Origin of the sequence: Proteus faecis, assembly GCF_003144395.1 — a bacterium.
Classification (GTDB): domain Bacteria; phylum Pseudomonadota; class Gammaproteobacteria; order Enterobacterales; family Enterobacteriaceae; genus Proteus; species Proteus faecis.
Genome location: NZ_PENZ01000011.1, coordinates 37,826 through 52,333, shown reverse-complemented (window position 1 = coordinate 52,333; position 14,508 = coordinate 37,826). Strand labels below are relative to the sequence as shown.

Sequence of the window (14,508 nt, the reverse complement as noted above, 5' to 3'; positions counted from 1 at the left end):
GGAGATTTTCTTTTTTCGATCGAGTTTTTAAAGAAAATTATTAAAGCAAGTCTATGGGCTGGGTTAGTCGTTGGAATAGGGACTTGGTTTGCAGAATATAAGTTACGTAGATGATATTAAGATCCGACCCTGTAAATAATTCTGTGTATTTAGCTTACAGTGTCACTGACAACCAGATAATCAACTATCCAGTTTAACCATGTTGGAAAACCGTATTCCCACATGGTTTTGTATTAAATTGTTATTTCATCAGGCTTATTTGCAGGTAATCAAGGTTTTGATCTGTTTAAGAATGTTTTTATTTTGCTTTAATAACAATGCGTAATCATTTAAATGCAATGTGAGCAATATAATGATAAAAAATGACATGGTCTGTATATTTAAAATAAAAATCAGACCATGCCCAATATTTAAGTCATGGCAAACTTAATAAATAAAAAAAGCTAAGATTTTATCTATTTTATTCTGCTTAAAGACTTTATTTATCACTTCATCCATTTATTTTAGAATGAATATAGCGAACTCTTCGATTCTTTTAATTTTTGTGCTAATTCAGATGCTTCATATCGTGCGGTTACTATTTCGATATAAGAGGCACTCTCTGTTGATCCGGCTACTTCAAGGGCTTTATTTAATTCATCTATGGTTGTGACTTTCTCACAATGCCAATCTGTTGCGCCAAAAGCTTTAGGTAATTGGTGATAATTCCATTGAGCAAGATCGTTATAATAAGCTTCGGGATAATCACATAATAATCGTTCAATTAAGTAACCATCATTATTTAAAATAAGGATGATCGGTTTTAATCCAAAGCGAACAAATTGGCTAATCTCTTGTACGGTTAATTGATGTGAACCTTCACCAGTAATTAAAATAACGCGTTTGTTAGGCGCTGCAAGTGCGGCACCAAATGATGCTGGTGTCGCCCAGCCAATAGAGCCCCATAATGTTTGGTTATGAAATTGTGCACCTTCTGGTAATAGGGCAAAACCTAATCCCATTGATGACGTACCAGTCTCTGCAATAATAATATCATTAGGTTTAAAAAACCGCTCTAATCGTGGATAGAGATATTGCGCTGTAATTTTACCATTATCTGATATAACAGGTTTACCTAATCCTCTGGCTTTTATCTGATGATAAGCTTTATTTGGTAGACGTTTTGTTAATTCAGAAAGAATATCTTCCATATAAACGGAAGGGTAGATAACAGAATCAATCTCAACATAGTCTGACATAATGTTGATAAATTGTTTTGGTTTAATATTTGCAGTGAAACTTCCTGTATTGAAGTCGGTCATCATTGCACCAATTCCTAATATGTACTCACTCTTTTCCACAAATTCTCTGACTTCAGGTGTCATTAATTTGCCATCATACATACCAACATATTGGGGATTAGATTCACTCAAAATACTTTTATCCATAAACATAGTGGCATAAGGCAAGCCAGTTTTATTAATAAGAGCTTGAACATTATCTGATAACCCTAAGCGTGTGGATAAAATACCAGGTAATACACAGACATTATTGCTGTGAGTTAGTCTCTCTATTATTGTTGATACTGCCTTTTCTAATGTTTTTTTATCACTTGTTGATTTTTTCGGTGTGGTAACAGGTAATGGCTCCGTCACTTGCATTACGGCATAATCAGCGGGTAAGCCAATATAAACAGGGCGGCGCTCTTTTAATGCAATGGCAATTAAACGTTCCATTTCAGAAATACAGTTTTCTGGTGTTAATATTGAATGAGCGCAAGCAAGACGTTGGCCTAATTGATAAAAAATATCAAAATCACCATTACCTAATGTGTGATGAACAAGGCGCTTACTTTTTTGTACACCGCTTGCAGGCATACCAACTAAATGGAAAATAGGTAGATTTTCTGCATAAGAGCCAGCAATAGCATTAATTGCACTTAATTCCCCAACACCAAATGTTGTTGATAATGCGGCCATACCTTTAATCCGGGCATAACCATCAGCAGCGTAAGCTGCATTGAGTTCGTTGCAACTCCCAATCCAACGCATGTGGTTACTATTACAAATGGTGTCTTCTATAGGAAATGCATAATCGCCAGCAACACCAAAGACATCACTTATTCCTAAGTCATATAAGCGGTTTAAAGTATATTCAACGACAGTTTTATTCATTGTATCTCCAAAAAAATAGAATAATAATCTGTAAAAGTATAGTAATACTTTTACATTATGCTTAATGTTTTATCTCGGATATTAACTAATATGAAATGGTTTATTATCATTGGGGGTATAACTAAAAGTAATAAGGTGAAAATAATTTATGGATATTCGTGTATTGCGCTATTTCGTTGAGGTTGTTCAATTAAATGGCTTTAGCCGAGCTGCGGATGTGTTATGTATTACTCAGCCTGCAATTAGTCGTAGCATTAAAAAATTAGAAGATGAATTAGGTGTTATTTTATTAGTAAGGGAAGTTAATGGTGTAAGGTTAACAGATGATGGTGCAATACTTTTTGAGTATGCAAAACAGATACTTGCACAATTTAATGATATGAATAAAGCATTACAGGACAAATCTGGACCATTAACAGGAACATTAAATGTGGGATTACCACCTGTAATAGCTTCGACGTATTTTGCTGACATTATTATGGCTTTTAGTTCTCGTCATCCTCAGGTTGAACTAAAAATATTTGAATTGGGCACTAAGCAAATGGCTGATGCTATGAGAGAAGGAATAGTTGAAACTGCAGCAGTTGTATTACCTTTTAATGAAGATACTGTTGAATTAACACCTTTTTCAGAAGATCACTTAATGCTATTAATGTCGCCATCCCATCCTTTAGCCATAAAAAAAGAAGTTCATTTTAATGAGTTGATTAATGAACCTTTTATCTTATTTTCTGAAAAATTTCGTATTAATGATTTAATTTATAGTGCTTGTGGTATTTACAATAAAGAGCCTATTATTGCAGGGCGTAGTAACCATTTAGATTTAATAATTGCAATGGTCAAAGCAGGGGTAGGAGTAACGCTTTTACCAAATAGTATGTGTAATAAAAATCCTATTGATGATTTGATTGTTCTTCCCGTTGTGGAGCCTACATTGTCATACCAAATAGCACTAGCCAATAATAAAGATGGCTATAAAAGCCGAAGTTGCCAAGCATGGGATCAGTTAGCAAGAGAAAAGCTAGTTATAGAATAAAATATTAAGCTAGTGATTATTTATATTTTATTTAAGAAATAAATATTGAAATTATCTTTAAATAATAAAAGTGATTAAAAATAAATATTATTTTTCAAGAAGTGCAGATAGAAGTATAAAAGTAGTTATATAAATGATAAGTTTATATTTTGCACATAGTCTTATGAGTAATAATAAAAATAGGTAAATAAAAGATTAATCTGAGAGTACAGGAATAGGATAGGGAAAATAATGAATGAGAGTAATAGTTCTGCAAATCAACATTTTATTCGCAAACTTGAAGGTATCGTAGGTAAAAAACAAGTATTAACTCAAGCACATAAAACAGAACGTTATCGAAAAGGTTTTCGTTCAGGGCAAGGCAAGGCACTAGCTGTTGTCTTTCCCGCTAATTTATTAGAACAATGGCGAGTTTTTAAAACCTGTGTTGAAGCTGATAAAATTATTATTATGCAAGCGGCGAATACGGGATTAACAGAGGGGTCGACACCTAATGGTGATGATTATGATAGAGATATCGTGATTATTAGTACATTACGTCAAGATAAAATACAGGTTCTCTCAGAACATAATCAAGTCATTGCTTTTCCCGGCAGTACGTTGTGGCACTTAGAAAAAGTATTAAAGCCCTTAGGGCGTGAACCACACTCTGTTATTGGCTCATCTTGTATTGGTGCTTCTGTTATTGGTGGAATTTGTAATAACTCTGGTGGTGCTTTAGTTCGCCGTGGACCTGCATATACTGAATTATCACTTTATGCTCGTGTTAATGAAAAAGGTGAGGCTGAATTAGTTAACCATTTAGGCATTGATTTAGGTGAAACGCCAGAAGAAATATTAACCAATTTAGATAATCGTCATTATCATGAGAAACAGATACAAACGACAGAAAAATTAGCCTCTGACCATGAATATCATGAGCGTATACGTGATGTTGATGCTAATACTCCTTCTCGTTTTAACAATGATGAACGACGTTTATATGAAGCTGCTGGGAGTGCAGGGAAATTATCTGTATTTGCTGTGAGATTAGATACTTTTCCCGCAGATCATCGTACTCAGGTTTTTTATATTGGTACTAATAATCCTGACGAGCTTGAAGAAATTCGTCGTCATATTTTAAGCCATTTTAAAAAGTTGCCTGTTGCTGGTGAATATATGCATAGAAGCTATTATAAAATGGCTGAAGTGTATGGAAAAGATACGTTTTTGGTGATTGATAAATTAGGCACAGATAAAATGCCAATATTATTTGCCGTAAAAGGGCGAGTAGATGCGGTATTAAATAAAGTGCCTTTTTTGCCTAAAAATATGGTGGATAGAACCATGCAGTTTATGAGCAAACTATGGCCAGCTCATTTACCAGCACGTATGACAGATTTTCGTGATAAATATGAACATCATCTCATGTTAAGAATGGCAGATGATGGAATTGAAGAAGCGGCAACTTATTTAAAAGAATACTTTAAGTTAGCATCAGGCGATTATTTCGAATGTACTGAAGAAGAGGGAAATAAAGCCTTTTTGCATCGTTTTGCCGCTGCAGGTGCAGCTGTGCGTTATCATGCCGTTCATGTTAATGACGTAGAAGATGTATTGCCATTAGATATTGCATTGCGCCGTAATGACAAAGATTGGTTTGAAAAATTACCACCTGAAATAGAGAGTAAATTACTTTATAAACTCTATTGTGGACATTTTATGTGTCATGTTATGCACCAAGATTATATTATTAAAAAAGGTGTTGATGCTAAGGCATTAAAAGCAGAAATGCTGGCATTATTAGATCAACGTGGTGCGGAATATCCCGCAGAGCATAATGTAGGTCATATGTATTATGCTAAGCCTCAATTAAAAGCATTTTATAAACATAACGATCCAACCAATAGTATGAACCCAGGTATTGGTAAAACCTCAAAACTAAAATATTGGGGAGAAGAGTGTGGTTGTGGACGTACACATAATGACACGAATACAGAGAATAAAGAATAACTGTTGTATATTGTGTGTATTAAAAGGCAGGATAAAACCTGCCTTTATTTTGTCAATTAACTCGCAATCTCTTGAGCATATAAATAAAGCGATTGTAGCTGTTTTAATTTTTCCTCGTTATCGGCATGTTCTTCAGCTAATAACTGAATGGTATTAATATATTCGGTTAGTTTTTCTGGCGATAATATCTCTTTTCTATGTGCCAACCAGCGTTGTTGTTCGTCATAGGTAAGTGTTGAAGGATAATTTCTTGCTCGATAACGGAAAAACAGCGGTTCCATTCTTGCATCTTCAAACGTTAAATCTAAAGCGGGTAAATTCTGTGGTTGTGTTGAGCGAATAATCTCCATCGCACTACGATCATTTTCACTAAAGAAACCATTATAAATTTGCGAATCAACATTATCAGAGACAATAAAAGGCGTTTGTTGTCCAAATATTTCCACGACTTTATTGCGTATTTCAGGATGAGAAAACAAGATTGCTTGGTTTTTTAAACAACTATCAACATCTAAACCAATTCTATCTGCATCTTGCTGTCTTAATGTATTTTGCGGTGCCACAATGGGACATTTATTAATATGCAGTAATTTAATTGGAACAGGTGGCTCATCAACGGATAATTCACTACGTGGTGTATATAAACGCTCACGCAATTGCTCTGAGTTAAGTGTTAATAAAGGAGAGATATCTGCGGCTAAGTCGCAGACAATCACTGCATTGCGATTATCAGGATGCCACGCTAATGGAGCAACAAGGCTTAAATTAGAACGCGCAGCACCAAACATACCTGAAACATGCACAATCGGTGTCATTGCCGGAATATCAATTAGTGCCTGAACTTTACGTTTATCGCGTAAATTAAAGAAATAATCAAACATACGCGGTTGAACTTGCTTTAATTTTTTTGCCATCGCAATGGTGGCATAAACATCAGACATTGCATCATGCGCGTTTTCATGAGAAATGCCATTTGCTTTAGTCAATAACTCTAAACGAAAGCTTGGAAAACCGTCTTCATTTTCAGGCCAAACAATACCTTCAGGGCGCAGTGCATAGCAGGCACGCAACACATCAAGTAAATCCCAACGTGAATTTCCTTTTTGCCAGCTATAAGCATAAGGATCATAAAAATTACGATAAAGGATATTACGAGTGACTTCATCATCAAATCGAAGGTTGTTATAGCCCATAATACAACTATTGGGTTGGCTGAAAGCGTGATGAATTTGACGAGTAAATTCCGCTTCAATCACCCCATTTTTTGCCGCAATTTGTGGTGTTATTCCTGTGATCATTACCGCTTCAGGGTGAGGTAGATAATCATCACTAGGCTTACAATAAATAACGAGAGGATCTTCAATAATATTGAAATCCATGTCAGTTCTTATGCCTGCAAATTGAGCAGGGCGATCTAAGGCTGGGTTTGTGCCAAAGGTTTCGTAGTCATGAACGTAAAATGTGGGCGTTTTTGCTGAATTAGACAAGGTTTTCTACCATAAATTTATTGATGATTTTTTCAATCATTACTCAATGAGTTGTATTGGATTTAATTAAGACCATGGTAAACCATAATGCAGTAAACGTGAAATATCCTATGCAAATGGTTTTATTTGAAAGTAATAGAATGTTATTTAAAATAAATGTAGGCCTTTTTCTAAAAGAGTACTTATTTGTATTTTTAGCACTAAGCCACTACGATAAAAGGAAAGTAGATCCAGAACACATAACTCAAATTGTTAACGTTAACTTGTGTGCTTTATATCACATTAAAGCAACATTATTGTTTGTGAATCTAAAAGTTAACGTTAACATTTAGAGGTGAAATGACTTTATAAGGCGCTCAACCAATGAACAAAGACTCAAAAAAATACTATGCGATTTTAAGTGCGCTACTATTTTTCTTCTTTTTTACCTGGTCTTCATCATTTTCATTAGTTTCTATTTGGTTAAATCAGTATGTAGGATTAAAAGCGACTGACACAGGATTAATATTCTCGGCAATTTCTTTGATTGCATTATGTGCCCAACCTTTATATGGCTTTATTCAAGATAAACTCGGGTTAAGAAAGAATTTATTATTAGTAATTGCAGTATTACTTATTCTTTCTGGCCCCTTTTTTCTAGGTTTCGCATCAATATTACGTTGGAATATTTTTGTAGGTTCCATTCTAGGGGGCTTATATGTTGGTATGACATTTAATGCGGGGATTGGCGTATTAGAATCATATACAGAGCGTGTTAGCCGTATTCGTGGTTTTGAATATGGTAGGGCAAGAATGTGGGGATCATTGGGTTGGGCTTCCGCAACATTTATTGCCGGACACAATATAAATATCGATCCTAATTACAATTTTGTGATGGCTTCTATTTCTGGTGTTGTGTTCTTAATTCTTTTAGCACTGTTAAAAACGGATAAATCAGACGCGTTTAATCAATTAGAGCATGGAAAAACATCAGCTATTACTATCAAAGATGCGTTGAATTTGCTTTCATTGCCTCGTTTTTGGGCACTTATTTTGTTTGTTATTGGCACTTGTGTTTATGGGGTTTATGACCAACAATTTCCCGTCTTTTTCTCATCGCAATTTGCGACCTTACAGCAGGGTAATGAGATGTACGGATATCTGAATTCATTGCAGGTATTCTTAGAAGCTGGTGGTATGTTTATTGCACCTTTCCTTGTAAATAAAATTGGTGCTAAAAACGGCTTATTACTGGCAAGTAGTGTTATGGCAGCTCGTATTATTGGTTCAGGATTAGTCGAAGGGCCTGTCTTGATCTCTTGTATGAAATTATTACATGCTGTTGAACTGCCTATTTTATTAATTTCAATTTTTAAATATAACAGTCAACACTTTGATAAACGTTTATCTTCAACGCTTTATTTGGTCGGTTTCCAATGTGTGAGTTCTATTGTCGCGACATTATTATCTCCATTGGCTGGTTATGGTTATGATCATTATGGTTTTGCACCAACTTATATGGTGATGGGATGTATTGTGATAGGAACGACACTTCTTTCAGCTGTGTTTTTACGTTCAGATGCGAAAGCATTACAGCCACTTGATGGCTTACAACATGAAGATAAAAATAAAGCACAACCTATTTAGTCGCTCATTAATTTATCCTTTGTAGTGTCGATTAGGCTACCAGTAAAAATGTGTAGCCATTTTTTATCATTAAATTAAGTGAACATTTACGAGTTAAAGAATGTTGACTATATTTATTAATATATATCATCCTAATTAATTGTTAATTAAGCAAAATCAATTAAATTTGTAAACTTTGCTTGTTTATTGACACGATTAAGCGATAATCTTAAACAGAACTATTTATCTTAAATATCAATTGTAAAGGTGTAGGAAATGGATAACGCAAACAAGCCGTCTTTCCAAAACGTACTGGAGTTTGTGCGTATGTATCGTCGTAAAAACAAAATCCGTCGTGAGATCACTGACAATGAGAAAAAGATCCGTGATAATCAAAAACGTGTTCTTTTGTTAGACAACTTAAGTGAATACATTAAACCAGGTATGTCGATTGAAGATGTACTGGGTATTATTGCTAATATGCGTAGTGACTATGACGATCGTGTTGATGATTACATTATTAAAAATGCCGATCTGTCTAAAGAGCGCCGTGAATTATCTAAGCAGTTAAAAGCGATGGGTGAAATTAAAAACATTCCTGATCTAAAAGACTGATTACTTTACTAAAAACAAGAAATTGAAGGCCTCTGAATCGAAAGTTCAGGGGCTTTTTTTATTTTATTAATTACTAAGTTAATTTGCTAATAGCTACCTAAAAAAAGAACCCACTAAAAAGTGGGTTCTCAGTTTAGTCGTATTATCAAGATATTCTTAATAATACCTTATTATCAGTTTTGACTTTCAGCTTTAGTCATTTTTGAAGAAGCGTGATTAGTAGAACAATGTCCACCTGCACCAGTTCGGCCTTTCTTATCAAAAGCTGGACGTGCTTCCCATGCTTTGATTTCAATTGCCACAGGCGCTTCATCAGAAGCAGGTGCTTTTGTCATTGGCGAGCTTGCATGCAGTTGGCGTGCAATTGCAACAGGCTCTTGACGAATAACGACTTCAGTTGGTTTGCTTTCAGTTACCGCTTCAATTTCCACAGCAGGGATTGCGTTTTCTTCTGCTTGACTTTCAACGATAGGATCAGCAACAGTTTCAACAGCAACTTCTTTGTGTGGTTCAATTGTTTCTTCAGTTGTTATTACAGCTTCAACAGGTTGAGGTTCAGGTGTTGATATTTTATTCTCTACTGTTGCAAGCGTATCTTGTACAACTTCTTCTGACTCAATGTTAGTTTCTGCTTGTTGTGAAGCTTCATGCATATAAGCTTCAGTGGTATTTAATACCGCTGAAATATTCTCTTTACGAGTAACGTGCTCTTCTGCATTTACTTCATTAATTACATCACTGATAACATTGTTTTCAATGCTGTTGTTTGTTTCAGCAGGCACAGCCTGAGGTTCTACCGCAATAATTTCAGCAACAGCCTCTGTGGTTGATTCAGTACTCACTGTGACAGAATAAGTTGATTCAGTAGATCCTGCCTGTGCTATATCAGTAGCAATGGCTTCTGAAACCGCTGGTGTGATAGCTACCATTTGTGGATCTTTATGAGTAATAATGTGGTTTCCAACAGAAACATCATTGTTGTTTTCAACATTATTTTCAATAAATGGCGCATCACTTACCGGTGTAATTGGGTAGTGAATGAAGACTTTACCTGAAGCAAGTTCAGGAGAAGCGACCGCCATTGCCAGAGGCATTGGTGATACTGTTAAAGTTCGTTCATCACGATAGCGACGACGACGTTGACCACTTACACGTAAATGACGAGGTGAGCGACGAGAACGGCGAGGCATAACATTATCTTGCCCGTTATTATCTTCGTTCTTATTGTCATCTTGTGATTTAGTTGCATCAGGTAATGCTTTTACAGCTTGAACTTCATTAGTTTCAACTTTTGCAACAGTGGCTGCTTTAGGTGCTGATTTTTCAGTTGGTGCAACTTTAGTTTGTGTTGTTGCAACTGGTGGTTCAGAAACTGCTTTTTCGGTCGCAGTTGGTACAACTGTTGATGCATTATCATTGTCAGTCACACGTACAGATTGTGTTAATTGACGACGATTACGGCGTTGCATAACAGGGCGACGAGGTTCTTCTTTCTTCTCATTAGCACTGTCTTTTGCAACGCTGTCATTTTCAGCAAGGGCAGCTTGAGCTTTAGCCGCTTCTTGTTGTTGACGTTTTTCTTCTTGACGGCGACGTTGTTCAGCACGCTGTTCACGACGTTGCTGACGACGAGCTTCGCGTTCTGCAATCTCTTGTTCACTGCTAACTTCAGTTGTTGGCGTTGTTTGTGGTTTTTGATTGCGATTTTTGCGATTGTCTTCGCTATTTGCGTTATCACGATTACGATCGTTATCACGGTCACGGCGATTATTGTTGTTACGTCGATTATTGTTATTACGACGTTCACGACGATTTTCGTTATTCTCTTTCTTATTTTCCTGCGGTTTCTCTTGTGTTACTACAGGCTCTGGTTCGCTACTAAATAAGTTAGAGAAGAATTTGGCAATAGAGCTAAAGAAACCTGTACCTTGAGCTTGTTCTGTTTTAACTGGTTTAGCTTGGGGCTGAGGTGCTTTTTTGCTTTTTGTTGCTTCAATCGTCTCTTCTTCTTGCAATCCAAAGGCTGAAATAGCGGGTTGTTCTGGGGTTTTACGCTCTGTAACAACATCGTCCTCAGCTTCATTTAGCTGACTTTCATGGAATTGCGCTAAGTTGTAGCTTAGAGAGGTAATTTCTTCACCCTTACGCACACGAATAACAGAGAAATGAGGCGTTTGCATTTGGTCATTAGGAACAATAACCACTTTGACATTAGATTGACGTAATTCAATATCAGTTACAGCTTTTCGTTTTTCGTTAAGCAAATAAGATGCGATTTGAACAGGCACAATCGCATGTACTTCATGTGTATTTTCTTTAAGTGCTTCTTCTTCGATAAGACGTAACACAGAAAGTGACAGTGATTCGTTATCACGAATAGTGCCGGTGCCTAAGCAACGTGGACAAACGTGATGGCTAGATTCACCTAATGAAGGGCTTAAACGTTGGCGAGACATCTCTAATAAGCCAAAGCGCGAGATACGTCCAATTTGAATGCGAGCACGATCTTGGCGAACCGCTTCACGCATTCTGTTTTCAACTTCACGTTGATGGCGTACAGGTGTCATGTCGATAAAGTCGATAACAATTAAACCACCCAAGTCGCGTAAACGTAATTGGCGTGCAATTTCGTCAGCTGCTTCTAAGTTAGTATTAAATGCAGTTTCTTCAATATCACCACCACGAGTTGAGCGTGAGGAGTTGATATCAATCGCCGTTAATGCTTCAGTTGTATCAATAACTAAAGCACCGCCAGAAGGAAGGCGAACTTCACGCTGAAATGCAGATTCAATCTGTGATTCAATTTGATAATGGCTGAATAGAGGTACTGCACCAGTGTAATGGCGAATTTTGCTAGCAAAATCACCACGACCAATCGCTTCAATATGGCTACGAGCCATTTCAACGACTTTTGCGTTATCAATTAAAATCTCACCAATATCAGGACGTAAATAGTCGCGGAATGCGCGAACAATTACATTACTTTCCTGATGGATTAAGAATGGAGCAGGGCGATTCTCAGCTGCTTTCTTAATAGCATCCCAGTGTCTTAGACGATAACTTAAGTCTTGTTGTAGCGCTTCGGCAGATTTGCCAACACCAGCTGTACGTACAATCAGACCCATACCATCAGGGATTTCAAGGCTTGATAAAGCTTCTTTGAGTTCAGTACGGTCTTCACCTTCAATACGGCGAGAAATACCACCTGCACGAGGATTATTTGGCATTAAGACCAAATAACTTCCTGCAAGGCTGATAAAAGTGGTTAATGCTGCACCTTTATTACCACGCTCCTCTTTATCAACTTGAACAATAACTTCTTGGCCTTCTTTTAAGACATCTTTGATGTTAGGACGACCATGAGAGTGATAATTACTAGGAAAGTATTCGCGGGCTATTTCTTTGATAGGAAGGAAACCGTGGCGTTCCGCACCATAATCAACAAAAGCGGCTTCTAGGCTGGGTTCAATTCTAGTAATTTTACCTTTATAGATATTCGCTTTTTTCTGTTCATGACCGGGGCTTTCGATATCCAGATCGTACAAACGTTGCCCATCGACAAGGGCAACACGCAACTCTTCCTGCTGAGTTGCGTTAATTAACATTCTTTTCATATTGTGACTTACTCGTTATTTTCACGTTTTATAATGTGCCACTAACATACGTAATTACACTATTGATAACCGATGACCTCGTGTCTTTTACAAATGCGTCAACCTCACGGTTGTCGATTGTATAGAGATGCAATATGTCGGTGAGTCTGATTTTTAGTTCAAAAATTCAGCACTGTTTAATTGAAAACGATGTTTCAACTCAATAAGCGATGTATTTATGGCATACTAAATTGTTTGATTTTCGACTATGTCTTACGCCATTGCTGCATTTTGAAAATCAAACAAACAAAATTTTCATAAATATACCTGATAAACATAATCAGGAGAGTCTGCATTATTCCATTGGTGTTAGGGTTATAGCAAGATGACTTTTCTGCTTTGGTGACTTTTTCTGTATAAATATGAGAGATTAGCTAATGTTTCGTCTTTTTCCCATTATTCAGGTTAAAATAGACGACAGATTTGATGTTATTTTGTACACCACAAAGTAGTTTGTTATTTTTATTTTAAGAGAGCCAAAGAATCGCCACTATGAAATCATTTAATCAAGTTCAGTTCGTCACCATTGATGGCGATGAAGCAGGCCAGCGTATCGACAATTTTTTACTGGCACGCTTAAAAGGTGTACCAAAAAGTATGATTTACCGAATTATCCGTAAAGGGGAAGTTAGAGTTAACAAAGGGCGAATTAAACCTGAATACAAACTCAATGCGGGTGATAGTATCCGTATTCCTCCTGTGCGAGTATCGGAAAAAGAAGAAATCGCTGTATCACCAAAACTTGATAAAGTCTCAGCGTTGGCAAATTGTATTCTATATGAAGATGACCACTTAATGCTTATTAATAAGCCGTCTGGTACGGCTGTACATGGGGGTAGTGGGTTAAGTTTTGGTGTGATTGAAGGCTTACGAGCATTGCGTCCAGAAGCCCGTTTTTTAGAGCTTGTACATCGTCTTGATAGAGATACATCAGGTGTGTTGTTAATTGCAAAAAAACGTTCAGCATTGCGTGCTTTGCATGAGCAATTACGCTTAAAACAGATGCAAAAAGATTATTTAGCCTTAGTTCGTGGCCAATGGCAATCTCACACTAAAGTTGTTCAGGCTCCGTTATTGAAAAATATTCTTCAAAGTGGTGAGCGAGTGGTTAAAGTGAGCAATGAAGGAAAACCTTCAGAGACACGTTTTAAGGTTGAAGAGCGTTTTGAATTTGCCACACTTGTGAAAGCAAGTCCTGTAACAGGCAGAACTCACCAAATTCGTGTGCATACATTACATGCAGGTCATCCTATTGCATTTGATGATCGTTATGGTGATCGTGATTTTGATTCACAACTGGCAGGAACAAAACTTAATCGTCTATTTTTACATGCAAGTTCTTTGACATTTACGCATCCTTCAACAGGTGAACAGATGCGTATTGAAGCACCGATGGATAATCAGTTACGCCATTGTTTGCAAGTATTACGTAGTCAAAAATCTTAAGTCTAAAATTTTTATTTTTACAAAAAATCCGGATACCCAATGCGCCCAGTTTTCTGGGCGTATTGCTTTTCTTAACTTACTAAAAAATGAATAGAAATAAGAGTTAACTTTCCACTTTTGTCATACATTGCTCAACAATTTTATCAATGTTCCACTCTTTAGGCATTGAGGTTGAACCGTTTTTACGCATTTCCATATCTACACGGATAAATTCTGTAATTCCATAATTTTTAATAATACCGTCGTAAGTGCATTCACACACTTCGGCAATTTGAGCAATTAGCGCATCATCAGTAATACCAGAACCTAAGATGCAGCTACTGACAAAATTCTTTTTAAATAAGGATGCGTTGTCATCTTTTTTGTCTGAAGTCACACTGTCTTGGATAGTATTTGTAGTGTTAGTTGTTTTTGTTGTTGAAATTTCAGTGTCTTTTTCATCAGAACAACCCACTAATGCTATTGCCACCACTAAAGCTGTTAAGACTGATGCTAATTTATTCATAATACGCTTTATCGCT

The 14,508-nt window shown here is 36.5% G+C and carries 9 protein-coding genes; 5 read left to right on the top strand and 4 right to left on the bottom strand.

Annotated elements, in window-relative coordinates:
- Positions 1 to 503 precede the first annotated feature (503 nt).
- Positions 504 to 2,153, bottom strand: a complete 1,650-nt coding sequence (locus tag DK858_RS02935) for an alpha-keto acid decarboxylase family protein (RefSeq protein WP_109396155.1) — start codon at positions 2,151 to 2,153, stop codon at positions 504 to 506.
- A 148-nt stretch (positions 2,154 to 2,301) separates the two neighbouring features.
- On the opposite strand from DK858_RS02935, the gene DK858_RS02930 reads away from it, so the two are divergent.
- Both DK858_RS02930 and dld read left to right on the top strand, forming a co-directional pair.
- Positions 2,302 to 3,189, top strand: coding sequence for a LysR family transcriptional regulator (locus DK858_RS02930; RefSeq protein WP_109396154.1), 888 nt, complete (start codon positions 2,302 to 2,304; stop codon positions 3,187 to 3,189).
- A gap of 231 nt (positions 3,190 to 3,420) precedes the next feature.
- Positions 3,421 to 5,181, top strand: a complete 1,761-nt coding sequence (gene dld / locus DK858_RS02925; protein ID WP_109396153.1) for a D-lactate dehydrogenase — start codon at positions 3,421 to 3,423, stop codon at positions 5,179 to 5,181.
- 56 nt (positions 5,182 to 5,237) lie between these two features.
- Here the strand turns inward: dld and sbcB are convergent, their stop codons facing one another.
- Complete coding sequence (gene sbcB, locus DK858_RS02920; protein WP_109396152.1) at positions 5,238 to 6,668, bottom strand: exodeoxyribonuclease I; 1,431 nt, start codon at positions 6,666 to 6,668, stop codon at positions 5,238 to 5,240.
- A gap of 363 nt (positions 6,669 to 7,031) precedes the next feature.
- Here sbcB and DK858_RS02910 point away from each other — a divergent pair, with 363 nt between their 5' ends.
- Both DK858_RS02910 and tmaR read left to right on the top strand, forming a co-directional pair.
- Positions 7,032 to 8,294, top strand: a complete 1,263-nt coding sequence (locus DK858_RS02910) for an MFS transporter (protein ID WP_109396150.1) — start codon at positions 7,032 to 7,034, stop codon at positions 8,292 to 8,294.
- A 255-nt stretch (positions 8,295 to 8,549) separates the two neighbouring features.
- Complete coding sequence (gene tmaR / locus DK858_RS02905) at positions 8,550 to 8,888, top strand: PTS system regulator TmaR (protein ID WP_006537261.1); 339 nt, start codon at positions 8,550 to 8,552, stop codon at positions 8,886 to 8,888.
- 173 nt (positions 8,889 to 9,061) lie between these two features.
- Here tmaR and rne read toward each other — a convergent pair whose 3' ends face one another.
- Complete coding sequence (gene rne / locus DK858_RS02900; protein WP_109396149.1) at positions 9,062 to 12,502, bottom strand: ribonuclease E; 3,441 nt, start codon at positions 12,500 to 12,502, stop codon at positions 9,062 to 9,064.
- 531 nt (positions 12,503 to 13,033) lie between these two features.
- Between rne and rluC the strand changes: the two genes are divergently transcribed.
- Positions 13,034 to 13,987 (top strand): 23S rRNA pseudouridine(955/2504/2580) synthase RluC, encoded by a 954-nt coding sequence (gene rluC / locus DK858_RS02895; RefSeq protein WP_109396148.1) that lies wholly within the window; start codon positions 13,034 to 13,036, stop codon positions 13,985 to 13,987.
- Positions 13,988 to 14,090: 103 nt separating this feature from the next.
- Here the strand turns inward: rluC and DK858_RS02890 are convergent, their stop codons facing one another.
- On the bottom strand, positions 14,091 to 14,492 hold the full coding sequence (locus DK858_RS02890; RefSeq protein ID WP_109396147.1) for a hypothetical protein: 402 nt from the start codon (positions 14,490 to 14,492) through the stop codon (positions 14,091 to 14,093).
- Positions 14,493 to 14,508: the final 16 nt, after the last annotated feature.